This window comes from Nonomuraea sp. NPDC003754 (assembly GCF_053605785.1).
On record NZ_JBSGJX010000001.1, the window covers coordinates 163340 to 187937 of the forward strand.

At 71.0% G+C, this 24598-nt stretch carries 20 protein-coding genes; 5 read left to right on the forward strand and 15 right to left on the reverse strand.

The genetic code is table 11. From position 1 onward, the window contains the following. Nucleotides 1-110 precede the first annotated feature (110 nt). From ACWEVS_RS00725 to ACWEVS_RS00765, 9 genes are all read right to left on the reverse strand, one after another. Nucleotides 111-2705: a bifunctional FO biosynthesis protein CofGH gene (locus ACWEVS_RS00725; protein ID WP_452549290.1), complete on the reverse strand. Its 2595-nt coding sequence runs from the start codon at nt 2703-2705 to the stop codon at nt 111-113. A gap of 211 nt (nt 2706-2916) precedes the next feature. Continuing rightward, the gene (locus ACWEVS_RS00730) at nt 2917-3873 is read right to left on the reverse strand and encodes a DNA-3-methyladenine glycosylase family protein (protein ID WP_452417090.1); all 957 of its coding nucleotides are present in this window, start codon (nt 3871-3873) and stop codon (nt 2917-2919) included. 10 nt (nt 3874-3883) lie between these two features. Then, a complete protein-coding gene (locus ACWEVS_RS00735) occupies nt 3884-4975 on the reverse strand; it encodes a mannose-1-phosphate guanylyltransferase (protein WP_449920407.1) in 1092 nt (363 codons plus the stop codon). A gap of 20 nt (nt 4976-4995) precedes the next feature. Continuing rightward, entirely contained in the window at nt 4996-6108 is a 1113-nt protein-coding gene (locus ACWEVS_RS00740) for a glycosyltransferase family 4 protein (protein WP_452549292.1), read from the reverse strand. Nucleotides 6109-6168: 60 nt separating this feature from the next. Next, nucleotides 6169-7050, reverse strand: coding sequence for a lysylphosphatidylglycerol synthase transmembrane domain-containing protein (locus ACWEVS_RS00745; protein ID WP_449920403.1), 882 nt, complete (start codon nt 7048-7050; stop codon nt 6169-6171). Further along, complete coding sequence (locus ACWEVS_RS00750) at nt 7047-7856, reverse strand: class I SAM-dependent methyltransferase (protein ID WP_354906026.1); 810 nt, start codon at nt 7854-7856, stop codon at nt 7047-7049. Before ACWEVS_RS00750 ends, ACWEVS_RS00745 begins: the two co-directional genes overlap by 4 nt. 15 nt (nt 7857-7871) lie before the next feature. Then, on the reverse strand, nt 7872-8927 hold the full coding sequence (locus ACWEVS_RS00755) for a glycosyltransferase family 4 protein (RefSeq protein ID WP_452417094.1): 1056 nt from the start codon (nt 8925-8927) through the stop codon (nt 7872-7874). After that, nucleotides 8924-9817, reverse strand: a complete 894-nt coding sequence (locus tag ACWEVS_RS00760) for a glycosyltransferase family 2 protein (protein WP_354906029.1) — start codon at nt 9815-9817, stop codon at nt 8924-8926. The genes ACWEVS_RS00755 and ACWEVS_RS00760 overlap by 4 nt, the downstream gene beginning before the upstream one ends. A 110-nt stretch (nt 9818-9927) precedes the next feature. Next, nucleotides 9928-11913 carry a hypothetical protein gene (locus ACWEVS_RS00765; protein ID WP_452549295.1) on the reverse strand — a complete coding sequence of 662 codons (1986 nt, stop codon included), beginning with the start codon at nt 11911-11913 and terminating at the stop codon, nt 9928-9930. Nucleotides 11914-12131: 218 nt separating this feature from the next. Between ACWEVS_RS00765 and ACWEVS_RS00770 the strand changes: the two genes are divergently transcribed. The 5 genes from ACWEVS_RS00770 to ACWEVS_RS00790 all read left to right on the forward strand — a co-directional run bounded on the left by ACWEVS_RS00770 (nt 12132) and on the right by ACWEVS_RS00790 (nt 18756). Further along, complete coding sequence (locus ACWEVS_RS00770; protein WP_452549296.1) at nt 12132-13532, forward strand: hypothetical protein; 1401 nt, start codon at nt 12132-12134, stop codon at nt 13530-13532. Between the two features lie 245 nt (nt 13533-13777). Next, nucleotides 13778-15403 (forward strand): LCP family protein, encoded by a 1626-nt coding sequence (locus ACWEVS_RS00775; protein WP_452417099.1) that lies wholly within the window; start codon nt 13778-13780, stop codon nt 15401-15403. A 253-nt stretch (nt 15404-15656) separates the two neighbouring features. Then, on the forward strand, nt 15657-16943 hold the full coding sequence (locus ACWEVS_RS00780; protein ID WP_452549298.1) for an acyltransferase family protein: 1287 nt from the start codon (nt 15657-15659) through the stop codon (nt 16941-16943). Between the two features lie 57 nt (nt 16944-17000). Further along, a complete protein-coding gene (locus ACWEVS_RS00785; RefSeq protein WP_452417102.1) occupies nt 17001-17963 on the forward strand; it encodes a glycosyltransferase in 963 nt (320 codons plus the stop codon). Between the two features lie 67 nt (nt 17964-18030). Next, a complete protein-coding gene (locus ACWEVS_RS00790) occupies nt 18031-18756 on the forward strand; it encodes an acetoacetate decarboxylase family protein (RefSeq protein WP_449920383.1) in 726 nt (241 codons plus the stop codon). Nucleotides 18757-18769: 13 nt separating this feature from the next. Here the strand turns inward: ACWEVS_RS00790 and ACWEVS_RS00795 are convergent, their stop codons facing one another. The 6 genes from ACWEVS_RS00795 to ACWEVS_RS00820 all read right to left on the reverse strand — a co-directional run bounded on the left by ACWEVS_RS00795 (nt 18770) and on the right by ACWEVS_RS00820 (nt 24538). After that, nucleotides 18770-19654 carry a glycosyltransferase family 2 protein gene (locus ACWEVS_RS00795; RefSeq protein ID WP_449920582.1) on the reverse strand — a complete coding sequence of 295 codons (885 nt, stop codon included), beginning with the start codon at nt 19652-19654 and terminating at the stop codon, nt 18770-18772. Between the two features lie 181 nt (nt 19655-19835). Next, entirely contained in the window at nt 19836-20603 is a 768-nt protein-coding gene (locus ACWEVS_RS00800) for a CDP-alcohol phosphatidyltransferase family protein (protein WP_354906038.1), read from the reverse strand. After that, the gene (locus ACWEVS_RS00805; protein WP_354906491.1) at nt 20581-21621 is read right to left on the reverse strand and encodes an iron-containing alcohol dehydrogenase family protein; all 1041 of its coding nucleotides are present in this window, start codon (nt 21619-21621) and stop codon (nt 20581-20583) included. Before ACWEVS_RS00805 ends, ACWEVS_RS00800 begins: the two co-directional genes overlap by 23 nt. Nucleotides 21622-21649: 28 nt before the next feature. Continuing rightward, a complete protein-coding gene (locus tag ACWEVS_RS00810; RefSeq protein WP_449920380.1) occupies nt 21650-22381 on the reverse strand; it encodes a phosphocholine cytidylyltransferase family protein in 732 nt (243 codons plus the stop codon). A 79-nt stretch (nt 22382-22460) separates the two neighbouring features. After that, nucleotides 22461-23084, reverse strand: a complete 624-nt coding sequence (locus tag ACWEVS_RS00815; protein WP_354906040.1) for a DUF5941 domain-containing protein — start codon at nt 23082-23084, stop codon at nt 22461-22463. Next, nucleotides 23081-24538 carry a CDP-alcohol phosphatidyltransferase family protein gene (locus ACWEVS_RS00820; protein ID WP_452549300.1) on the reverse strand — a complete coding sequence of 486 codons (1458 nt, stop codon included), beginning with the start codon at nt 24536-24538 and terminating at the stop codon, nt 23081-23083. The genes ACWEVS_RS00815 and ACWEVS_RS00820 overlap by 4 nt, the downstream gene beginning before the upstream one ends. Between the last annotated feature and the right edge of the window lie 60 nt (nt 24539-24598).

Genomic DNA, 24598 nt, shown 5'->3' on the forward strand with positions numbered 1-24598 from the left:
CGTCGTGCGACGGCGGGCAGTCCGCTCACCCGGGCCCGGCCTCCGCCTCACCCGCCGGAACCACCCATTCAGTCGGCTGCCGGGTGACTCGTGGATATCCGGTGGAATGGTCAGACGACTGGCAGGGGGCGGCGGACGCTGCGGCAGACGCCGTCGCTGGCCGCCGACGCCGCCAGCCGCTCCGCCGACGGCGTGCCGTACTCGGTGGTGCGCTGGCGCAGCGGGCGCCCCGCGGCGGCGACCATCTCGCCGATCTCGCTGATGGTCTTGTAGGAGCCGTTCTCCGACCCCGCCATCCGGCTGATCGTCTCCTCCATCAGCGTGCCGCCCAGGTCGTTGACGCCGCCCCGCAGCACCTGCTTGCACAGGTCGTCGCGAAGCTTCACCCACGAGCACTGGATGTTGTCGATCGCGCCGTGCAGCAGGATCCGCGCCAGGGCGTGGACGGCCCGGTTCTCGCGGGCGGTGGGGCCGGGCCTGGCGATGCCCGCCAGGTAGATGGGCGCGCTGTGGTGCACGAACGGCAGCAGCACGAACTCGGAGAAGCCGCCGGTCCGCTCCTGGATCTCGCGGATGAGCCTGATGTGCCGCACCCAGTGCAGGTGGGTGTCCACGTGGCCGTACATCATCGTCGAGGTCGTCGGGATGCCCACCCGGTGCGCGGTGGTGATGACCTCGATCCATTCCTTGGCCGGCAGCTTGCCCTTGGTCAGCACCCAGCGCACGTCGTCGTCCAGGATCTCGGCCGCGGTGCCGGGAAGGGAGTCGACGCCCGCCTCCTTGGCCGCGACCAGCCAGTCCTCGATGGACAGGTTCGTACGGCTGGCGCCGTTGATGACCTCCATCGGGGAGAAGGCGTGGACGTGCATGTCGGGCGTCCTGGCCTTGACCGCCCTGGCGATGTCGAAGTAGGCGGTGCCGGGCAGGTCGGGGTGGATGCCGCCCTGCATGCACACCTCGGTGGCGCCCGCCTCCCAGCCTTCCTGGGCGCGGTCGGCCACCTGGTCGAGCGAGAGGGTGTAGGCGTCGGCGTCGGTCCTCCGCTGGGCGAAGGCGCAGAACCGGCAGCCGGTGTAGCAGACGTTGGTGAAGTTGATGTTGCGGTTGACGACGAAGGTGACGTCGTCGCCCACGGCCTCCCGCCTGAGGTGGTCGGCGAGACGGGCCAGCTCCTCCAGGGCCTCGCCGTCGGCGCCGAGCAGGGCGACGGCCTGGGCGTCGGTCAGGCCGGCCGGGTCGCGTTCGGCTTGGCGGAGCGCCTCGGCGACGTCTCCCATGACGCCTGCCCCGGGCGCCCCGACGGCGCCGGCAGGCGCCTCCTGGGCGTCGGAGGAGGAGGGCCCGCCGCCGGGGAGGCGGTCGCGCAGGGCCTCCCAGTCGCCGTAGACGTCGTCGAAGTCGTCGCGCCGGTCGTTGGTGCGGCCGGAGGTGTCGACCTCGACGTGCAACTCGGTGCGCCCGGCCGCCTCGAACCCGCCGTCGGGCTCCTGCCAGGGCCGTCCTACCAGCGGCGCGTCCTCGCGCGCCAGCCCGGTGGCCGGGTCCGCCAGCGCCGAGACGTGCGCGAAGAGCCGGGGGTCGAGCCATGGCTCGCCGGCCAGCACGTACTCGGGATAGATCGTCAGCCGTTCCTTCAGCTCGAACCCGGCGGCGGCCGTACGGGCGGCCAGCTCGTCGATGTGCGGCCACGGACGCTCGGGGTTGACGTGGTCGGGCGTGAGCGGCGACACCCCGCCCCAGTCGTCGATCCCGGCCCTGATCATCAGCGCGTACTCGTCGTCGACCAGGTTCGGCGGCGCCTGGACGTGCATCTTGGGCCCCAGCACCAGCCTGGTCACCGCGATCGTCGCGGCCAGCTCCTGCAGGGAGGCGTCGGGCAGCCCGCGCATCGCCGTGTCCTGCTTGGCGCGGAAGTTCTGCACGATGACTTCCTGGATGCCGCCGTACTCCCTGGCCACCCGGCGCATCGCGAAGATGGACTCCGCCCTGTCCTCGATCGTCTCGCCGATCCCGATCAGGATGCCGGTGGTGAAGGGCACGTTGGAGCGGCCGGCGTCCTCCAGCACGCGCAGCCGTACCGCGGGGTCCTTGTCGGGCGAGCCGTAGTGGGGCTGGCCCTTCTCCTCGAACAGCCGGCGCGAGGTGGTCTCCAGCATCATGCCCATCGAGGGGGCGACGGGCTTGAGCCGCTGGAAGTCCCGCCACGAGAGCACGCCCGGGTTGAGGTGGGGCAGCAGGCCGGTCTCCTCGAGCACCCTGATCGCCATCGCCCGCACGTAGGACAGCGTGTCGTCGTAGCCGTGGGCGTCCAGCCACGAGCGGGCCTGGTGCCAGCGGTCCTCCGGCCGGTCGCCGAGCGTGAACAGCGCCTCCTTGCATCCCATGGCCGCGCCCTGCCTGGCGATCTCCAGCACCTCGTCGGGGCTCAGGAAGGCGGCGGGCAGCTTGCCCGGCGCGGTGGCGAAGGTGCAGTAGCCGCACCTGTCCCTGCAGAGCCTGGTCAGCGGGATGAAGACCTTCCTGCTGTAGGTGATGACGCCGTTGCGGCCGTTGGCGTCACGCACGCGCGAGGCGTGCTCCAGCAGGGTGTCCAGATGCTCGTCACGGGCCTGGAGCAGCACGGCGGCCTCGGTGCGGTCGAGGGCCTTGCCGTCGCGGGCGCGGGCGAGCGCGCGACGGAGTGCGGAATCGCTGACTTGGGTCATACCGGCACCCTAGTCGTTAAGCAATGCTGAAGGGTAGTTCGTAGAAAGTCTCGATGGACGTAAATAGATGCACAGACAATAATTGGAGGTGAGCAAAAGGAGCACATCATGTCCTGGATCTTCGTCGTCAGCCTCATCGCCCTCCTCGCCATCGCCGGCCCGTTCCTGGGCACCGACTCGCGCGACGGCAGGGACTGGAGGAAGCCGCCTTTCAGAATGACCGGTAGTCGCGGGCGGGCAGCCTAGGCCCGCGCGCGGGCGGCCGCCGCCCGGTGAGCTCGACCAGGAGGCAGGCCCGGTGCCGGTGCCCCCGGTACGGCTCGAGCAACCGCAACATCTCGGCGTCGTCGGCCTTTCGCCCCGTCAACGCCCAGCCCACGATCGAGGCGAGATGGTAGTCGCCGACGCTCACCGCGTCGGGATCACCCCAGCAGCGCTGCCGAACCTCCGCCGACGTCCAGACTCCGATGCCGGGCAACGCCCGCAGGAGCCGGTCCAGCGAGGCGGAGTCGGCGGCTGCTTCCAGCTTGTCCGCATGCCAGGCTGCGGTGGCGATCGTCCTGGCGCGCACGGCCTCCGCACCCGCCCGATGCCAGTCCCAGGCGGGGATCTGGCGCCAGACCTCGGGTTCGGGGATCACCCGCATGCCCTCGGGCGCCGGCCCCGGCGCGGGCGTGCCGTACCTGCGCAGCAGGTACCGCCACGCGCGCCACGCCTCCCGGCCGACCACCTTCTGCTCCAGGACGGCGGGCACCAGTGCCTCGAGCACCCGGCCGGTGCGCCCGATCCCGGGCACGCCGTAGCCCCGCAGCACGTCATGGTGCACCACGAAGCCGGAGACATCGTCCTCCGCGCCCAGCAGGCCGGGCAGCGAGTCGAGCAGCCACGCCGCGCCTGGCCCCCACGCCTGGCCGCCCCATCTGGTGACGCGCAGGGTGCCGGGACCGTCAGGGGTGCGGCAGGTGCGCCAGATGGTGCCGTCGGCGGCCCGGTGCCAGGTCGGGTCGTGCCCGCCGTGCTGGTGCGGCCCCAGGATCCGCGCGTGGTCGGCGCCGACCGCCAGCCTCCGCTCCATCGCGGCCACCGGTCTCGGCCGCACGGCCGACAGGGGGCGGGGCGCCGCCGTACGGACCGGGCGGGCGTCCGGGGCCGGGGAGAGGCCGTCCATGACAGCCAGGCTACGCGTCGCTGGAGAAGCGGACCGCGCACTCCGGCAGCACCACGCCAGGCCAGATCCGGGCCCCCGCCTGCAGCTCGTTGCCCGGCCCCACGGTCGCGCCGTCGCCGATCACCGAGTCACGCACCGTGGCGCCCTTGGCGATGCGCGCGCCGAGCCCGATGAGGGAGTCGACCACCGTCGCCCCCTTCTCGATCACGCACCCGTCGCCGAGCACGCTGCCGCGCACCGAGGCGCCCGCCTCGACCACCGCCCGCGCCCCCACCACCGAGCCGCCGGTGACCTTGGCCTCCTGCGACACGACGGCCCCGTCGAGCGTCAGCGACTCGCCCGTCGGCCCGGGCAGCGCCGGGGAGCTGAGCCGGCCGAGGACCAGGTCGCGCGAGCCCTGCACGAAGGCGGCGGGTGTGCCGACGTCGAGCCAGTAGCTGCGGTCGGCGTAGCCGAGCACCAGGGCGCCCGACTCGATCAGCCCTGGGAAGGTCTGCCGCTCCACCGACACGACCTCGTCCGGCGGGATGGAGTCGATCACCGACCGGGTGAAGACGTAGCACCCGGCGTTGATGCGGTTGGTCACGGGATGCGGGGTCTTCTCCAGGAACGCGGTGACCCGCCCGTCGGCGTCGGTCGGCACGCAGCCGAACCGCGACGGGTCGTCGACCTCGGTCAGGTGCAGCGTCACCGCGGCCTCGCGGGCGACGTGCTGCCTGACCTGGTCGCCGACGTCGTGCCCGGACAGGATGTCGCCGTTGAGGATCAGCACGGGGTCGTCGGGACCCGCGGTCAGCGCCTGGGCCGCGTTCCGGATCGCTCCACCGGTGCCGAGCGGCGTCTCCTCGGTCATGTAGACCAGTTCGAGGCCCATCGCGGAGCCGTCGCCGAAGACCGGCTCGAACATCGCTGCCTTGTAGGACGTGGCGAACACGATGCGCCGTACGCCGAAGGAGCGCGCCTGGGCGAGCTGGTGCGCCAGGAACGGAACTCCGGCTGTCGGCAACAACGGCTTCGGTGTGCCGAGCGTCAGTGGGCGCAGGCGCGTTCCCTGGCCTCCGACCAGGAGTATGGCCTCAAGACCTGGCAAGGAGCTTCCCATCACCCCGTGAGGTTACCCAACTATTCGACCGCGCGTTGATAGGACAACAGATGTGCCTGTGCGGAGGCGTCCCAGCTGAACTCCTTCGCCCTGGCGAGGCCCGCGGCCGCGAGCCCCGCGCACCGCTCGGCCGAGGTGAGCAGCTGGCGGAGCGCGGTGGCGATGCTGTCGGAGTCGGGTTCGGTGTAGGCGACCGCGTCGCCGCCGACCTCGGGCAGCGAGGTGCGCCGCGTGGTGAGCACGGGCGTCCCGCAGGCCATCGCCTCCAGCACCGGCAGCCCGAAGCCCTCACCCATGGAGGGGAAGGCCACCACGAGCGCGCCGCCGAGGAAGCCCGGCAGGTCGGCGTAGGACAGGTAGCCGGGCCTGACGACCTTCACCGTCGCCGACACCTCGCTGACGGCCGCGTCGACGTCGGCCTCGTGCACTCCGCCGCCGATCACCAGCGCGGGCGGGTCCTGCAGCCCCTCGACGGCCCTGGCGAAGCCCCTGATCAGGTTCGGCACGTTCTTGCGCGGCTCCAGCGCGCCCAGGAAGGCGACGTACGGCCGGCCGTGCAGCGCCAGCCGGTCGGCCACCCGCCCGATCTCCGCCTCGCTGGGCGAGTGGAACATCGCGTGGTCGACGCCGTGGTAGGCCACGTCGATCCTGGTCGGGTCGGCGGCCAGTACCTTGACCAGCTCGTCGCGCGTCGCCTTGGACGGCACGATCACGCGGTGAGCGTGCCGTACGGCGGTGCGGGTGGCCGACCGGAAGAAGACGGACTCCTGCTGCTCCGGCTGGCTGAACCAGGTGACGTCGTGCACGGTCACCACGGCGGGCAGGCCGGAGCGCAGCGGCATCGAGTAGTAGGGCGCGTGGATGACCTGGGCGCCCACCCGCTGGGCGATCAGCGGCAGCCCGGACTGTTCCCAGGTGAGCCTGGCCGCCTTGTTGGTGATGGAGGCGGGCCCCGGCACCACTCTGGCCGACGGCGCGATCCTGGCGTACCGGTCGGCGTCGGCCCGCTGGCAGGCCACGCTCACATCGGCGCCCGCCCGGTGGAGCCCACCGACGAGCCCGTCGACATACCTGTTCAGCGCGCCACGATCGGCCGGCACGGCGGCCGCGTCGATGAGCACTCGGGGTATCACGAAAGATCCCTCCCCAGAAGACCCTCGCCTGCCCTCAACCCTACGACCGTGTGGGGCGAATCACACGGAATTGCGGTCCATGGCGGACTTGGCGGCGGCGCCCGCGATGGCGGCGCAGACGAGATCCCCGAGGATGATCACCATGCGGGAGCAGAGCGCGAGCGCGAGCGCCGAGCCGCGGTCGAGCACGGGCGACATCACCGCCACCATGGCCGCCTCGCGCACCCCCGCCCCGGCAGGCACGACGAAGGTCATGATGCCCAGGCACCACGTCAGCGCGAACGCGCCGACGGAGAACAGCAGCCCGCCCGAGGCGCCCATGTCGGCGGCCAGCAGGTAGAGGTGGGCGCCGTAGGCGGTCCAGCCGGCCACGGACCAGGCCAGCGCGGCCAGCATGCCCCTGCGGGTCAGCGGCCGTTCGAGCGGCTCGCGCTTCAGCTTGCGCAGGCCGAAGCCGATCAGCGAGTTGATCACCTTGGGTTCGAGCAGCACGGCGAGCACCGGGATGAGCAGCAGCGCCCAGCCGAAGCGGTCCCAGCCGAGCGTGACCAGCGTGACCAGCAGCCCGGTGGCCAGCTGGATCGGCATCATCAGGAAGAAGGCCGCCGCGCTGCGCGCGCGTGGCACGCCGAGGTCCTTGCCCATCTCCATCTGGGCGAGCACCGGCCAGACCGCGCCGGGGATGTACTTGCCGAGCTGGCCGACGAAGAACACCCTGGCCGCCGGCCTGAGCCGCAACGGGGAGCCCAGATCGGCCAGCAGGGTGCGCCAGGTCAGCATGGCGGCCAGCAGGGCGGCGACGACGGAGACGAGCGAGCCGGCCACCATGGGCCAGGTCAGCCTGGCGAACCCGGCCAGCACGGAGTCCCACTGCTTGGCGACGACCCAGGCCCCGAAGCCGAGGGCGACCAGCAGGAAGCCGAGCCGTACCGCCTTCTTCACAGTCGCTCCGGCGGCTGCGGGAGCCTGGCGCCCGCGGGGGTGCGCGGCCGCTTGGTGGCCACCCACAGGTAGGTCGGCACCAGCGGGAGCATCAGCTTGAGCACCCCGCGCGGTGTCCTGGCCAGCACGGTCTTGACGAGCCTGCCGAGCGCTCCGGGAAACAGCTCGCCGCCGGCGAAGGCCGCGGGCGTGGCCAGCACGGGGAAGGTGTAGTCCCACACGTGGAAGGCGCGGGTCATCCGGCGCAGGCCACGCCGGGTGCGGAAGCGCTCGTAGTAGTGGTCGGCCCGGCCGAAGGCGCGGACGTAGCGGTCGGCGAGCGCGGGCGGCAGGTAGGACAGGAACGGCAGCTTGTAGTGCGGCTCCATGATGCCGAGCTTGTTGCCGAGGCCGAGGTAGAGGACGCCGTCGTCGGACAGCACGCGGTGCATCTCGGCCACGACCGCGTCGGGGTCGATGACGTGCTCGTAGATGTGGTTGAAGACCAGCACGTCGACCGAGCCGTCGGGGAAGGGCAGCGCGGTGCCGTCGCCGCAGATGAAGGCCACCCGCTTGCCGAACCTGTCGGCCGCCTTGCGCAGGCCCGGCACGTCGATGTCGATGCCCAGTGTGCGGCCCGCGCCCGCCGCGGCCAGCTCGTCGGCGATGAACCCGGCCGAGCAGCCGATGTCGCCGACCGTCAGCCCGTCGAGCGGCCCGTGGAAGTGCTCCAGCACCGCGATGATCTTCGCGGCCTTGCGCCGGCGCTTCGCCTCGTCGAGCATCGCCGACTGGAACTCGGAGTACTCCAGCTGCTTTTCCCTCACCACACCCGCATCCTCTCAGGCCCCGAGGAGCGTGTCGGTGTAGTCGCTCCAGTAGGGCTCGGGGTCGACCGCCCGCACGCCCGCGCGCAGCCGCTCCGGGTCCTCGTAGAAGCGCTCGATCGCCTTGCGCAGCGCCTCGACGTCACCGGGCTCGACCAGCAGCCCGTCGACGCCGTCGCGGACGTTGTCGGCCAGCGCGCCGACCCGCGTCGCGATCACCGGCACCCCGTGCTCGTGGCCCAGCCAGACGTTCTGGCTGGCGGTGGCGTGCCGGTACGGCAGGACGAGCGCGTCGGCCGCGGCGAACAGCGCGGGCACGTCGGCGGCGGCCACGTAGCCCGGCCTGAGCTCGACCCGGTCTCCGATGCCGAGCTCGGCGACCAGCGCCTTCGTCTGCTCGATCCCGCCCCAGAACTCGCCCGCCACGGTCAGCGAGACGCCCTCGGGCAGCGCCCTGAGCAGCAGGTCGAGCCCCTTGTAGGGGCGGACGATGCCGAAGAACAGCAGCCTGCGGTGGACGCCCTCGCCCCTGGCCTGACTCCTGGCGGGCAGGTGGGGCGGCAGCGCGGCCGTGCTGACCGGCCTGCCCGTCAGGCTCCTGGCCAGCTCCGCCTGCTCCTCGGAGTGGGTGAGCACGCCGTCGACCCGCCGGAGCAGCGCCCTCATCAGCGGCTCGTCCCAGGGCTTGCGCTCGTGCGGCAGCACGTTGTGGCACAGCGCCACGACCCTGGCCGCGCGGCCCACGCCGTACGCGATGCCGAGATAGGGCGGCACCTGCACCGGGCTGAGGACGGCCAGGATCACCAGGTCGGCGGTCCTGAACCGGCGGCCCGCCGCCAGCCACCCGTCGGGCCTGCGCCAGTCGAGCTTCCTGCGCGTCTTCGGGTACGGCTCGCCCTCGGGCACGTCGATCGTCTGCTGCCCCGGGTAGAGGAAGGACGGGTACTGCGCCTTCCACGACTCGATCACCACGTCGTGGCCCAGGGCCGCGAGCCGGCGCGCCAGCTCGGTGGTGTGCTGGGCCCCGCCGCCCTTGTACGGGTACGTGGGGCCGACGATCGCGATCCTCATTCGCCGCGCGACCTCACGATCAGGTCGGCCAGCAGCGCGACCGAGCCGATCAGCATGCCGGACAGGAAGATCACGATGGTGTTGCTGGTGAGGTAGAAGCCGTAGCGGGCCACGTCGTAGACGCCCTTGCCCAGGCCGAGGACCACCAGCCACAGCGCGGGCGGCATCAGGACCTTGAGCGGGTTGAAGTACATCACCATCCGCAGCACCTGCAGGATGTAGCGGTAGGCGTCGCTGACGAAGCTGAACTTGGACTTGCCCGCCCGCTTGGCGTAGTCGATCGGCAGGTAGTAGACGTCGTGCTGGTTCGACAGGAACGACAGCGTGATCGTCGTGACGCAGGAGAAACCGGGAGGCAGCAGCCTCAGGTACGGCCTGGCCACCGACTTGCGGAACGCGCGCATCCCCGAGTTGAGGTCGGGGATCTTCTGCCCGGCGAGCTTCTCCGCGATCTTGCGGATCACCCACTTGGCGGGCACCCGCAGGAGCTTGTGCGAGCCTTCCTCGCTGGTCCGCGCGCCCACGACCTGGTCGACCGTCTGGTCCTTCTCGAGGATCTGGACGAGCTCGGGGATCCGCTCGTTCGGGTAGGTCATGTCGGCGTCGGTCCACACGACGATCTCGCCGCGCGCCTCCTGGGTGCCGATCCTGCGGACCGTGCCCGAGCCGCCGTTGCGGTGGAAGGCGCGGATGCGCATGTGCGGGAAACGCGGAGCCGCCTCCTGCAGCCTGACCAGCGTCTCGTCGGTCGAGCAGTCGTCGACCGCGACCAGCTCGTAGGTGTAGCCGCTCGAGTCCATCGCCTCGGTGATGCGTTCGACCTCGTCAATGACGTGGTCCTGCTCGTTGTAGCAGGGCAGGACGATCGTGACGTACGGCGTAGCTTCCACAGCGGATCCAGTCTCGGGGGGCTCAAGCGTGCTCACGTGGGACGAGGGTACCGTTACCTGGAATGTGATCGTGGCTCCTTGGCCACCCCCACTGCCCGCTCACCTCGCTCTTACACCGGCAGCGCCATCCACACGTCGACCACCAGACGCCACGTCCCGTTGGGCGGCTCGACGAGCGAGCGCTCGTCCTGGCGGGTGTCGAGGGAGACCACGTGCCGCGGCGTGCCGTACGGCGCCAGCTGGCGGCTTTCGGCGGCCAGCAGGACGGGCCGGCGGCCCGCCGCGCGGATGCGTTCGACCAGCCGGCGGACCTCACCCGGCGCGGCCACGTCGAACCCCGACGACCTGTTCACCTGTGCCGTGGGCAGGCCGCAGGTGCCGCGCACGACCTGCGTGAACCGGTCGGCGGTGACCCGCTCGACGATCAGCACGGAGGCGTCGGGGGGGATCCGCGCGCACAGCCCGGCGACGGCGGCGCGCTCGCCGCGCTCGACGGGGGTGAAGGCGGTGCCGATGGAGACGACCGCCACCGGCACGAGGACGAGCACCGCGCCGGCCGCGGCGAACCAGCGCGTGCCGTGGCCCCGCCGGCCCAGCTTGTCGCGCGACCAGGCCAGCCCCCACATGGCCAGCGCGATCAGGCCGGGGATGACGATCGGCACCAGGCGGCGGGTGGCCCACGGGTGGTCGGGGGTGATCTCGGGACGCAGCAGGGTGGTGACGGTGGTCCAGCCGATGACGGCCAGCGGCAGCAACCACTCGCCGGAGGAGCCGCGCAGCATCCGCCTGACCAGGACGGCCGCGGCCAGCGTCGCCAGCACGACGATGGGGACGCCGACGTACCAGACCACCCAGAACAGCGAGTCCTCGAAGTAGAGCCGGGTGCCGTCGACGGGCAGGCCGTTGGCCTTCTGGGTCGCCTCGAGGAACCGGAAGGTGGTCCGGTCCTCGACCGTGACGGGGGTGCGGTGCACCGTCTGCACCCACGGGCGTACGGCCAGGCCGACCATGACCAGGACGACCAGGGCGGCGCCGATCTCGGGCAGCCGCCGGGGCGGCCTGATCCGCGCCAGCCGTCCCGCCAGCGCCGTGCCGACGGCGGTCAGGACCAGAACCACGACACAGATCAGCAGCAGCGGACGCACCGAACGGGACAGGTAGTCGAGGTAGGGCCCCGCGAACACCCATGCCGCGACGAAGCCCAGCCCCACGCCCACGGCCAGCCCCGCCAGCAGGGAGAAGCCGCGCCGCAGCGCGACCAGCAGCCCGCCGAAGGCGAGCACCGGCAGCACGTCGCGCAGCGCGTCGATGCGCACGAGCACCGCCAGCCCGAACACCAGTCCCGCCACGGCCGTCTCCCACCTGTCGTGGGCGTCGTGCAGAAGGGCGATGCCGCCGAAGATCAGGATGACGGAGGCGATCTCGCTGAACGTGGCGCGCGAGGTGTAGAGGATCGGCATGCTGATCGCGAAGGTCAGCGCCGCGAGCGGGGCCCACCGGGCGCCCGCCAGCCTGGCCACCACCCCCGCCACGACGAGCACGGCGAGCGCGCCGAGCACGGGCGGCGTGAGCAGCAGCCCGCCCAGCCACTCCCCCGCGGCGTAGAGCATCGGCGGGCCCGGCAGGAACTGCGGCACGACCGCGCCGTCGGAGTCGTAGAAGCCCATGCTGTCGAAGCGCAGTGCGGGGTCGGGGCCGCCGAACGCGTCGGCCTGCTGCGGGATGGGCAGGAAGCCGTTCCTGGCGATCCAGATGGCGTACTGGGCGTAGGTGGCGGGGTCGCGGCGGACGATGAGCTGCTCGCTGTGCAGGACGGCGTTGAAGACCAGCGAGCCGAACGCGATCCCGACGACGCCGCCGGCCTGCCAGGCCGTGGCGTCGAGGTCGGTGATCCTGGGCAGCGTGATCCCGCACAGCGCCACGAGGACCACGACGCTGAGCGCCAGGGTGGGCAGCGGGCGGAACCAGCCGGCCAGCAGCAGCGGCAGCCCGGCCAGCAGCCAGCTCGCCACGGCGAGGGCGGGCAGCACGGAGACGACGGCGAGCACCCTGCCCGCCGACGGTCCGCGCGTCTGATCGAACCAGGCCAGTCTCATCGGTTGATCGGGAGGCTATCCAACGCGGGCCACCGCTCACACCACCCGGCCGTGGCCGGGGTCACGACGGGCGCGCCGGGCGCGGGACGCCGCGTAGCCGGGAGCGGTGGCAGGAGCGGGTAGCGTACGGCTGGCGTCGGGTGCCGCCCGGCCGGTGGCTGCAGCGTCGGGGACGGAGGACACGCGGGGTGGAGACCGGGCTGACGGCCTGGAGGCGAGTGGCCTGGACGCGACGGCTCGCCCAGGCGTCGCGCGACGCGGCGGCGAGGGCGCGGAAGGCGGCAGGCCCGTGGGGCCGGCGGCACCGCTGGTTCCTGGCCGTGTTCGCGCTCGGCGCCCTGCTGCGGGCGATCACGATGCTGGGCTACCGGCCCGCGCTGTGGTTCCCCGACTCCTACACCTACATCGTCACCGTCTTCCACCCGCGCCCCGACCTGGTGCGCCCGGCGGGCTACTCGCTCTTCCTCAAGCTGCTGCAGCCCTTCCACAGCTTCGCGGCCGTGACCGCCGTCCAGCACCTGCTGGGCCTGGCCACCGGCGTCCTGGTCTACCTGGCCGCCCGCAGGGTGCCGCGGTGGGCGGCCACGCTGGCCGCCGTTCCCGTGCTGCTCGACGCCTACCAGATCGAGCTGGAGCACCTGCTGGTCTCCGACGCGCTGTTCACGTTCCTGGTGGTGGCGGCCGTGGTCCTGGCCATCAGGAAGAACCTGACCTGGCGTACGGCTCTCGCCATCGGGCTGCTGCTGGCCTTCGCCTCCCTCACCAGGACCGTCGGCCAGCCGCTCGTCGTGGTCATCGGCGCGTGGCTGCTGCTGCGCAGGCGGATCGGGCCGGCCGGCGTCATGGCGGCGGCCGCGCTGCTGCCGGTGCTGGCCTACGGAGCCTGGTTCCACGCCACCTACCAGCGGGTCGGCATCGTGGGCGCCAACGGCGTCTTCCTCTACGCCCGCACGATGTCGTTCGCCGACTGCGCCAGGATGGATCCGCCCGCCGACCTGGCCGTGCTGTGCGACCCGCGTCCGGCGGGCCGGCGGCCGCCGTCGCAGGAGTACATCTGGGCCAAGGACGCGCCGCTGGTGAAGCTGCCCGGCATCACCTTCTCCCGGGCCAACGACGAGCTGGCGGGCAGGTTCGCGCTGCTGGCCATCCGCGCCCAGCCGCTCGACTACGCGGGCTCGGTGCTGTCGGAGCTGGCCCGCACCTTCGAGCTGGGCAGGCCGGTCTATCCGGACACGGAAATCTACGGCTACTACGAGTTCCCTGTGAATCCCCCGGGACCGCCGGGCCGTTATCCCGCCCAAGTCGGCGCACAATTCGCACAAAAATACGAAAATGGCGCTATTGGCACGGACATCGTGGAGCCGTTCGCCGGCTGGATGCGCGCCTACCAGGACGTTGCGCACCTGCCGGGCGCCGCCCTCCTGGTGATCCTGCTCGTTCCGCCGGTCATGGCGATCAGGCGCAGGAGCTACCAGGGCGCGTGGCTGCTGCCCTGGTCGACGGCATGGGTGCTGCTGATCGTGCCGCCCGCCGTGGCCGAGTTCGACTACCGCTACACGCTGCCGGCCGTACCGCTCGCCTGCCTGGCCGCGGCGCTCTCCGGCAGCCCCAAACCGTAAAATTTTGCACATCCACATTCCATGAAATGTCCGAGTCTGAGTAAGCTCTGGGTCTGGATCATCACGCTCGGGTCACGACCGATTAGGTCGATCATGGCTCCGGCAACGCTTACAGTGACTTAGTCTCATGGCGCGATGAGCGATCGACCGAGCCAGCATGAAGCGGGCTCCGAATCTCCGGACGAGGAGGCCGTGGTGAGCAGCACGCCGAACCCGGACTCCCCGCCCTCGGGTGAGGGGATCGTATGAGCAACCACAGGAGCGTCGACGTCCAGGATCGCCTGGTCGTACCGGCCGGTCCCGGCCACCGGTCCTCCCGCAGGGCCGGCGCCGCGTCCCCGCCCCCACCACCCCGTCCACCGGAGGAGCCCCGCGGCCACCGCGGCGGTGGCGGCGGCCGCAGGAAGCTGAGCGGCATGGCGTGGGCCAGCATCGCGGTCACCGGCCTGATGGTCGCCGGCTCGCTGACCGGCTACACGGTCTATCGCAGCGCGTTCAGCAACATCAAGACCGATGACGTCGACGGCAAGATCGTCAACAAGCGCCCGGTGAACGCCACCGGCGCGCTCAACGTGCTGATCGTCGGCTCCGACACCCGCCACGGCGACGGCAACGCCAAGTACGGCAAGATCGACTCGATGCGCGACTCCGGCAAGCGCACCGACACGATGATCCTGATGCACATCTCTCCAGCGCGCGACAAGGCCACGCTCGTCAGCTTCCCGCGCGACTCGATGGTCGAGATCCCCAGGTGCACGAAGGACGGCCAGCCCGGCGTGATCATGCCGGCCACCCGAGGCATGATCAACTCGGCCTACAACACCGGCGGCATCGCCTGCACGATCACCACGATCGAGAGCCTGACCGGCATCCCCATCGACCACCATGTCGAGATCGACTTCAACGGCTTCAAGAGCATCGTCGACGCCCTCGGCGGCATCGAGATCTGCCTGGCCAACCCCGTCGACGACCGGAAGTCCAAGCTCAAGCTGCCGGCGGGCCGCTCCACGCTGAACGGCGAGCAGGCCCTCGGCTACGTCCGCCTGCGCGCCTACGGCAACGGCAGCGACCTCCAGCGCATCAAACGGCAGCAGATCTTCGCCAGCCAGGTGGTCAAGAAGGTCACCAGCGGCGGGGTGCTGACCAACCCCACCGAGCTGATCAGCCTGATCAACGCGGCGGCCTCCTCGGTCACCATGGACAAGGAACTGGCCAACAACACCACCAAGCTCCTCGAGATCGCCCAGAGCGCCAAGTCGCTCACGGCGAGCAAGGTCCAGTTCTACACGGTTCCCGTCCTGGACGACCCCCAGGACAAGAACCGCGTCATCTGGAACACCGCCACCGCGCCGGCGCTCTTCTCGGCCATCAAGAACGACACCCAGCTGCCCGATCCGGCCCCGTCGACCACGGTCAAGAAGGTCGTGCCGAAGGTGCAACAGGTCAAGGTCCAGGTCATCAACGGCACCACCACCGTCGGCAGGGCGGGCGAGGTGGCCAAGCAGCTGTCCGACCTGGGCTTCCAGGTCGTCGGCACGGGCAACGCCCTCACCGCGGCCGGCACCAGCCAGCCGACCACCAAGCTCCTGTACGGCAAGCGCGACACCACCGGCCCCGACTACGCCGACGTGCTCGCCGGCAAGCTGTCCGGCACCAAACGGGCCGCCACCAAGGGCAAGGTCAAGGTCGTCAACCCGGCGCCGTTCACCGGCGGCGGCGCCTCGACCCAGACCGTGTCGGACACCGGCGCCGACGCGGCCCCGGTCATCCAGCTGCTGATCGGTGACGACTTCACCGGTGTCCGGACGGAGATCCCCGACGGCATCAAGGAGACGGCCATCAAGGCCGATACCAAGAACATCTGCTCCTAGCGCCCGTCGATGGACGACCGTCACGGACGGGCACGGAGCGGGTCTTCTGACTCGCTCCCTGCCTGCCAGTCAACCTCCAGATTCCCTGTGGATTCCCTCCGTTTCCCCCGTCTCCGCCGCGACATCCGCCGCACAGGCCATTACTGTTGTCAGACCGCCAACGCGATTCGGCATCCTGCTAGGCGTGTGCATGGAGCCACGGTTACCGTGGCTTGCGATCACCGGCCCCGATAGATAGCTGAGCGTCCCCACCGTGAGTGACCCCCGATCGCCCTTCCCGGTTCCGGCCCACAGCAGCAACGGCACCGCGCGCGCCGCCGCGGGGGCGCCGCCTGCCGAGACGGGACGGGTGGACACCCGCCGGCCAGGGCCGGGCGAGCCGCCCCAGCAGGGCGCGATGTGGGGCGAGCAGCCGGCGGAGGCCTCCTTCTGGGGTTCGGCCCCCGCGCCACAGCAGCAGCCGCCCGGCGAGCTCGCGCAGGAGCGTCCCGCCGAAGGCGCGCAGGAGGGTCCCGGCGAGAGCGAGCCCGAACGGCCGAAGCCGCGCAAGCGCGAGCCGTACCTCGACAACGTCAAGTTCCTGCTGATCTCGCTCGTGGTGGTGGGCCACTCGCTGGTGCCCACGCTCGACGCCGACTCCTCCAAGGCGCTCTACGTCTTCGTCTACACCTTCCACATGCCGCTGTTCGTCATCATCAGCGGCTACCTGTCCAGGAACTTCTGGAACTCCAACGCCAAGACCAACAAGCTGGTCGACACCTTCGTCATGCCGTACGTGATCGTGGAGATCGGCTACGCGGCGCTGCGCTTCTCCCTCGGGCAGAAGTGGAGCCTGACGATCATCGACCCGGCCTGGCTGAACTGGTACCTGCTGGCGCTGCTGTTCTGGCGGCTGTCCACACCGGTGTGGAAGCGGATGCGGCAGCCCGTTCCCGTGGCCATCGCGATCTACCTGTTCGCCGGGTTCTCGCAGATCTCCGGCGACTTCAGCATGGACCGCTTCTTCGGCCTGCTGCCGTTCTTCGTGATCGGCCTGGTGATGCAGCCCGAGCACTTCGAGATGCTCAACCGCGTCTGGGTCAAGGTCGTCGCGGCCGTGACGCTGCTGGCCGCCGCGGGCGTGGCGATCTACATCGGGCTCGGCCCTTGGTCGCTGAAGCCGTTCTACTTCAAGCACAGCTTCCAGGACATGGACCTGTCGTGGTACATGGGTCTCGGGCTGCGGGCGGGGCTGCTGCTCGCCTCGCTGGCGATGTGCTTCGCCTTCCTCGCGCTGGTGCCGCGCGGCGAGACCTGGTACACCGACCTCGGCACCCGCACGCTCTACTGCTACCTGCTCCACGGCATCCCCGTGCTGATCGCCAAGGAGATGGGCTGGCTCGACCTGCCCTGGCTGCACGGGCCGCTGGGGGTGCTGGCGATCAGCACCAGCGCGTTCGCGCTCGCCATCGTGCTGTGCCTGCCCGAGACGCGCACGGTGTTCAAGTGGGTGCTCGAGCCGCGCCTGACGTGGCTCTACCGCCGGCCGTCCGGAAGTTAAACGGCAGTTCCCTTCGCATTCACGCAGGTGATGGCATAGCCGCGCACCATCGCCTTTATGCGCGTTTGCGTCGGCACCACCCTTCATCATCCCGAGGACGCCCGGATCATGCACCGGCAGATCAGGGCGCTGCTCGACGCGGGCCACGAGGTGACCTACGTCGCTCCTTTCACCCACTTCAACGTGACGCCCGTGCCGCCGATCACCGCGATCGACGTCAGGCGGGGCGGCGTGCCGCGGGCCGCGCTCAGGCGTGGGGCCAAGGACGCCGACCTGCTGATCCTGCACGAGCCCGAGCTGCTGCTGGCGCTGCCGTTCCGGCATCCGCCGGTCGTGCTGGACATCCGCGACGAGCCGGTGGGGACGCTGGGCCGCGGGCTCGTCACCCGGGCCCGGCGGCTGCACCACGTGCTCGAACCCGACGCCGCCGAGGCCACCCAGGCCGCCACCGCGCCGCCACCGCCCGGTGACACCAGGATCGTCCACATCGGACGGCTGACCACACCCAAGGGCGTCCAGGAGCTGATCGACCTGGCCCATCGGCTGGTGCCCCACGGGATCAGGCTCGACCTCATCGGGGCCGCCGACCGCGAGGTCAGGCCCCTCCTGCGCGACGCCCAGCGGGTTGGCCTGCTCGACTGGTACGGCTACGTGCCCAACCGGCACGCCCTCCGCATGGCCGAGGGCGCTCTCGCGGGGGTGTGCCTGTGGCGCGAGCCCTCCGCCAGACCGCCCACCAAGGTCCTCGACTACATGGGCCGCGGCGTGCCCGTCGTCACGACGCCCGTGGCCGCCGCTGTGGTGGAGCAGGCGGGCTGCGGGTCGGTCGTGCCGTACGGGGACGTTGACGCCGCCCTGAACGCGCTGCTGGACCTCAAGGAGGACCCCGAGCGGCGCGCGAAGCTGGGCGCGGCGGGCAACGCGCTCGCCCGCCGCCACCACCACTGGCCCGACCAGGCGGCGGCGTTCGTCGGGCGCCTGGAGAACTGGGCGGGCGTCGCCCACGAACTGGCCGTCTGACGCCTTCCCCCGGCGGAGTTGCGGCAAGACGTGGACGGAGGGCCTGATGGTCACATGTACTGGAGCCATGGCTTCGCATCTGATCCAGGGCCGCACGATCACCATGCCCGTGAGGGTGACCGACGCCACGGTCTGCAGCGCCATGTACCCGGTCCGCGCCGACGCGGCCCGCGCGGTGATCGCCTACTCGGGGCTCGACGTGGCCGAGGTACTGCCAGGCAAGGCCATCTGCACGCTGGTGTTCGTCGAGTACCGCGACAGCGACCTCGACTCCTACCACGAGTTCGGCGTCACCTTCCTGGTGCGTCCGCCGGGCAGCCCGCGCCCGCGTACCGCGGGGCCCGCCACGCTGAGGTCGGCGGGCGCGTTCGTCCACTGGCTGCCGGTGGACCAGGGCTTCACGCTAGAGGCGGGCCGGACGATCTGGGGCTTCCCCAAGGAGCTCGCCGACATCGAGCTGCGCCTGTCGTCGCCCTACAAGCGGTGCATCCTGCGCAAGGACGGGCGGCTGGTCATCGACATGCTGGTGAAACCCGGGCTGCCGGTGCCCGGCGCGGCGGCGCCGCTGACGGCCTACACCCACCAGGACGGGGTCACCCGCCGCGTCCCCGCCAGGATGTGGGGCAGCGCGATGCGTGTACGTCCCGGCGGGGCACTCGTCCGGCTGGGCAACCATCCCGTCGCCAAGGAGCTCAGCGAACTGGGCCTGCCGAAGCGGGCGCTCATGTCGACGACCCTGCGGGCGTCCATGACCTTCGACGCGGCGAGCGCCGAGGATCCGGCAGCCGGCTAGTCGCGGGACCGGGTCAGACGATCGGGGGACGGCCCAGCTTCACCATGCGCCATGCCGTACGCCACGCCATCGGCCTGCGCTCGCCCGCCGGAGTGCGCAACCCCTCCAGGAAGCCCTCGAACCAGGCCCGCAGCGCGACCGGCGAACGCCGTTCGCGCCAGAGGGTGAGCACCACCCAGTCGAGCAGGTACCACGCCGCCAGCGGCCACGGCAGGTTGCGCCGCGCCAGCCACACCCGGTTGCGGGCGTTGAGCCGGTAGAAGTCCGCGTGCCTGGTCGGCGGCACCTGCGGGTGGTACATGACGGTCTGGGCGTCGTACTCGATGCGGTAGCCCTCGCCGAGCAGCCGCCAGGCCAGGTCGGTCTCCTCGTGGGCGTAGAAGAACCGCTCCGGCAGCCCGCCCACCTGGAGGAAGGCCGACCTGCGGATGGCGGAGGCGCCGCCGAGGAAGGTCGTGACGGGTGAGGAGCGCTCCGGGTCGCCCGCGCGCAGGCGCGGCACGTGGCGGCGCTGGCCGATGCCGCCGTCGGGGTCCATCACGCGGAAGGAGATGACGGCCAGGTCGGGCTCGGTGGCGAAGCGGTCGCGGACGTGGGCGACGACCTTCTGGCTGGCGTACCAGCCGTCGTCGTCGAGGAAGAGGACGACGTCGCCCGAGCACTCCTCGACCCCGCGGTTACGCCCCGCGGGAATGCCGGTGTTGTGCGCCAGGCGGACGGTTTTGACGGTCGCGGCAGAGCCCTCGGGCGGTGTCGCCGACAGCGCGGGCACGTCGGCACCGTTGCCCACGATGACCACCTCGACGTCGCCGTCGATCTGGTTGAGCGCGGACTCGACCGCCCGGTTCAGCTCGGCGACCCGGTTGCCCATGGTGAGGATGACGCACGAGATCTTCAACGGGTCATCGCCTTGACGCGTCGAGAGCACGAGCGGAGCATTCTTTCATGATCACCGAGTCTGCTGGGGTCTGCCAATATGCGGATTGATGGAGACAAGAGTATCGGAACCGTCAGTGAACCCCCACCGAACAGCGGGCGTCTGATCCCTTCGACGGGTACGGCGCCCCGACGGTTCCGACTCACGCTAGCCGCCTCGAAGCCAGAATGCTGACCAGATGAAGAATGACCTGGATGCCCGCGGCGACCACGCACGCCACGGTAAGCACCTTGGTGGCGGTGATGTCGCCGACGACCAGGTCGATCACGGCGGCCAGCACCGCGAGGATCGACAGCTCCACCGCCTGGACGATGCGGTGGAACTTGGTGGCGCCGATGACCCTGCGCGCCAGCCCCATCAGCCCTGACCGGAACTGCCCGGCCGACGACTCGGTCGCCGCCGGCAGGCCCGAGCGCGCCCTGGCCACGTCGACCAGGTCGGTCTCCGCCTTGATCAGGATCGCGCCGAGCGCGGCGGCGACGCCGAGCACGGTGTACCAGTCGGGCAGCGTGGTCGAGGCCCGGAAGCCGAGCCCGATCAGCAGGGCCGCCTCGCAGAAGTAGTGGCCCACGCGATCGAGGTAGACGCCGGTGATCGAGGTGCGGCGCGTCCAGCGGGCCAGCTCGCCGTCCGAGCAGTCGAACAGCAGATAGAGCTGGACGAGCAGGAAGGACGCGACAGCCGCGGCCAGACCAGGCAGCGCCAGCACCGCTCCGGCGACGAGCCCCGTGACGATCATCAGCCCGGTGGTCTGGTTGGGCGTGATCGGCGTCTTGGCGAGCGCCCAGGTCACGTAGATGGACAGCTTGCGCATGTAGAGCGAGCCGGCCCAGTGCTCGCCGCTCTGGCGGTCCATCGTGCCGGCGGGCTGGGCGACCGCCCGCAGCTCAGCTACCGAAGGCCCGGACATAGCTCTCCACCCGATCACGAACCTCGGTTTCCGACAGACGCAGGTGCTCGAGGATCGTGTAGCGACCTGGACGGGTGGCCGGCGCCAGCATGACGGCCTCGGTGAACTGCTCGGCGCTGAGACCGATGTCGCCCGGCGTGACAGGGAGCTGGTGCTGCCTGAGGCAACTCACCACCTGCGTCAGCCTGGCCTGGTCCTCCCTGAGGAAGAAGCAGAAGGCGGCACCGATCCCGGCGAGCTCGCCGTGGTTGGAGGTGCCCGGAAAGAGCTGATCCACGGCATGAAGGATCTCATGATCTCCGCCGCTGGAAGGACGGGATGATCCGGCGATCACCATGGACATGCCCGACAGGATCAGCGACTCGGCCAGAACGGTGAGGAACGCGTCGGACTCGATGGAGTCGGTACGGCCGATCAGCGCCTCGGCCGACGTCCGCGCCATCGAGCAGGCCAGGCCGTCGATCGGCTCGCCCCGCTCCACGTTGCCCAGCTGCCAGTCCTCGATCGCCGACAGGTTGCTGACCACGTCGCCCACCCCGGACCGCACCAGCGCGTCGGGCGCCGCGTGGACGAAGTCGAGGTCGACCAGGATGGCCAGCGGCATCGGCACGCCGAAGGAGCCCTTGCCGCCCTCGTAGACCAGCGACGCGGTCGGCGAGCAGATGCCGTCGTGGGAGAGGTTGGTGGCCACGGCCACCATCGGGATCCCCGCCAGCGAGGCGGCGTACTTGGTGGCGTCGATGGTGCGGCCGCCGCCCACGCCGACGACCACCTCGTAGGCGCCCTTGCGCAGGTCGGCGCCGAGCGAGACGGCCGCCTCGACCGAGCCGTCCGAGACGCGGAACACCTCGGCCTCGGTGAGGGTCGGCGCGATGAGACCCTCGATGTGGTCACCCTGGCCCGGGCCGACCGCCACGGCGACCCTGCCCGAGGTGGCCACCCTGCTGTCGGCGAGCAGCGCGCCGAGCTGGGCGACGGCGCCCCGCCGTACCTCCATGGTGAGGGGCGCCGGCAGCATCCTCGCTAGAAGCGGCATCGAGCCTCCTCTAGTAACGGGTGGCGATGTCGCGGGCCTTGGTCAGGTCGTCGTGGTTGTCGACCTCGACCCACTCGACCTTGCCGATCGGCGCGACGTGGATCTTCTCGCCGCGCCCGACCATCTCCTGGTAGCCGTCCTCGTAGTAGAGCTGCGGGTCGCGCTCGAAGGTCGCCTGCAGCGCGTCGGCCAGGCGCGCGGCGGCGCCGGGCCTGATCAGCGTCGCGCCGATGTACTCGCCGTAGGCCTCGGCGGGGTCCATGAGCTTGGTGATCCGCTTGAGCGCGCCGTCGTCGAGCGTGACCTTCATCTCCTCGTCGGCCAGGCTCTTGACGTCGTCGACGGCGAGCAGGATGTCGCTGGTCGCGGGCGCCGACAGCAGCGTCTCCTCGACCGAGACCGGGTGGACGGTGTCACCGTTGACCAGCAGCGCCCCCTGGGCGAAGTAGTCGCGCGCGCACCACAGGGAGTAGGCGTTGTTCCACTCCTCGGCCTTGTCGTTGTGCACGAGGGTGAGCTTCACACCGTGCCGCTTCTCCAGCTCGGCCTTGCGCTCGTGTACGGCCTGCGCCGCGTAACCGACCACGACGACGACGTCACGCAGGTCCACCGCGGCGAGGTTGCGCAGCGAGATGTCCATGATCGTCGTGTCTCCGTCGACCGGCACGAGCGCCTTGGGCAGCGTGTCGGTGTACGGCCGCAGGCGTCGTCCGGCCCCGGCGGCCAGCACCATTCCCAGCAACGTGCACTCCTCAGTCGAGCATGACTATGTAAGACCCCAAAGGTTAGTTCCCTCGAGGCCCTGATCGTGTCATCCGCACTTAGTCCGGAGTTCCCGTATCGGCCGCATCCAGCCCGGAACGCGGCGCGGCCAGCCAGCACGTCAGCGACTCCCACCCGAACAGGCACCACAGGTACAGGGCCAGCAGCACGCACACCGCGGTCACCTGGCCGACGAGGGCGCCCGCCGCCACGACCAGCATCCTGCCGTCCCATCCCAGGCCCGCGGTCGACAGCCACGGCGGAGGGTAGACGTGCTGCCGTATCCGGTAGACCACGTCGTAGTGGTGGAAGGCCATCGCGCCGAGCAGCATGAAGACGATCAGCGGGTGGACGTCGTGGCCGAAGCACACCGAGGCGATGAAGACGTACTCCGTCAGCCGCAGGATCGGCGGCACCAGCCAGTCGAGCCTGCCGTCGTGCGGGTGGGAGCTGCCCGGCCCGGACAGCAGCAGCGTCACGGCGGGCGCGAACACCGCCAGCCCGTCGGTGCCGCCCACCCCGACCAGCAGCAGGATGCCGATGACGAACGCGCCGGCGACCGCGGGCGGCAGCGGCGGCAGCTGCCCGGCCACGAGCGCGCCCATGCCGCGCGAGAGCAGACCGTCGTCGCGGTAGGCCACGACCAGGCTGCGCGGAACGGGAACCATCTGTACGGAGATCATCCGGTCGACCTCATGAGCCTGCCCAGGAGCTGGTAGAAGAGCGCGAGAGCACCCCAGGCGAGCAGCGCCGTGAACGTGACCTTCGCGTTGAACAGCGCGGCGGTGACCGCGATCAGCGCCATCCGCTCGCCGATCGGCAGGACGATCACCTTCTTGGCCCATCGGGTGAGCGACTGGCGGTCCATGCGCCGCACCAGGCCGCGCACGCCCTGCGCCGGCACCGCGACGCGCTCGGCGTCGACGGACTCCAGCAGCGACCGGCGCGACCTGCTCCAGGCGGCGCCGATCCGCCTGGCGTCGGCCAGCGCCCCCTTGAACGAGAAGTCCACCATGTGGCGGAGCGTCTGGAGGATCATGGCCGCCACGGCCAGCCGCCAGATCCCGTCGGGGCCGCCGTCGCCCGCCTCGAGCCCCGCGGTGTAGCCGACGGCGAGGCCGACGTAGACCGCGTACTCCTTGAACCGGTCGCCCATGCCGTCGGCCCATGCGCCCAGCGGCGTGAACCCCCTGGTGAAGCGGGCGAGCTGGCCGTCGACGCAGTCGAGCACGAACGACAGCAGGAGCAGCACGGCGCCGACGACCTGGGCGTTCCTGGTGCCCGCCGAGAACCACACGGCCGCCAGCACCGCCAGGCCCACCGAGATGCCGGTCACCGCGTTGGGCGTCAGCCCCAGGCGCACCGCCAGGCGGACCAGGTGGGGGGACCAGGAGCTGACGAAGTAGGTGGTGAAGAAGCCGTCCTCGCTCTTGACCGCGGCGTCGAGCCGTACCTGGGTCTCGTCGACGTCGGCCAGCCTGCTCACGGCCAGGTCGGCGGCGGACTGCGCGGCCACGCGGTCGGCGTGCAGCCGTCCGATCTGCGCCGCCCGCACCGGCAGCCCTGACCGCACCAGCCCGACCAGCAGCAGGTCGACGGCCTCGATGGGGCTCACGGGGCCGAACCGTCCGGTCTCGGCCAGCTCGGCCAGCTCGTCGGCGACGTCGGCCAGGGTGGCGAGATCGGCCTCGCTCACCTGGAGCACGCCCCGGAACGTGGCGTTCGCGTCAGGCACGGTGTGGAAGGAGCTTCCGGCGGCGACGACCCTGTTGCCGGCCGTCCTGACGGGCGGGCGCAGCGGCCCGACGGTGGCGTCCGAGCTGACCAGCGCGCCCGTGCCCCGGGCGGGGTGCTCCATGAGCAGGGCGAGCGCCTCGGTGTGCGCGACGAGGTCGGCGGTCAGCAGGACGACCGGTCCGGTGCAGATGCGCGCGATCTTGGCCACGCCGCGCAGGTCGGCGCCCAGGCCGCCGCCCTGCGGCACCAGGTGCACGTCGCGCACCGGCAGCAGCACGAGCTGGTCGTTGATCCGGTCGAGCAGGGTGCCGTCCGCGCATGACAGGTGGGCGGCCGGGGTCGTGGCGAGCACCACGGCCGCGGCCGTGACGCCTGTTCTGGCGGTCGTGGATTCTGGCACGCGCAGTTCTCCTTCGGACACGAGGAGTGCGTTGCCCAGCGTAGCGATCGGATGACGGCA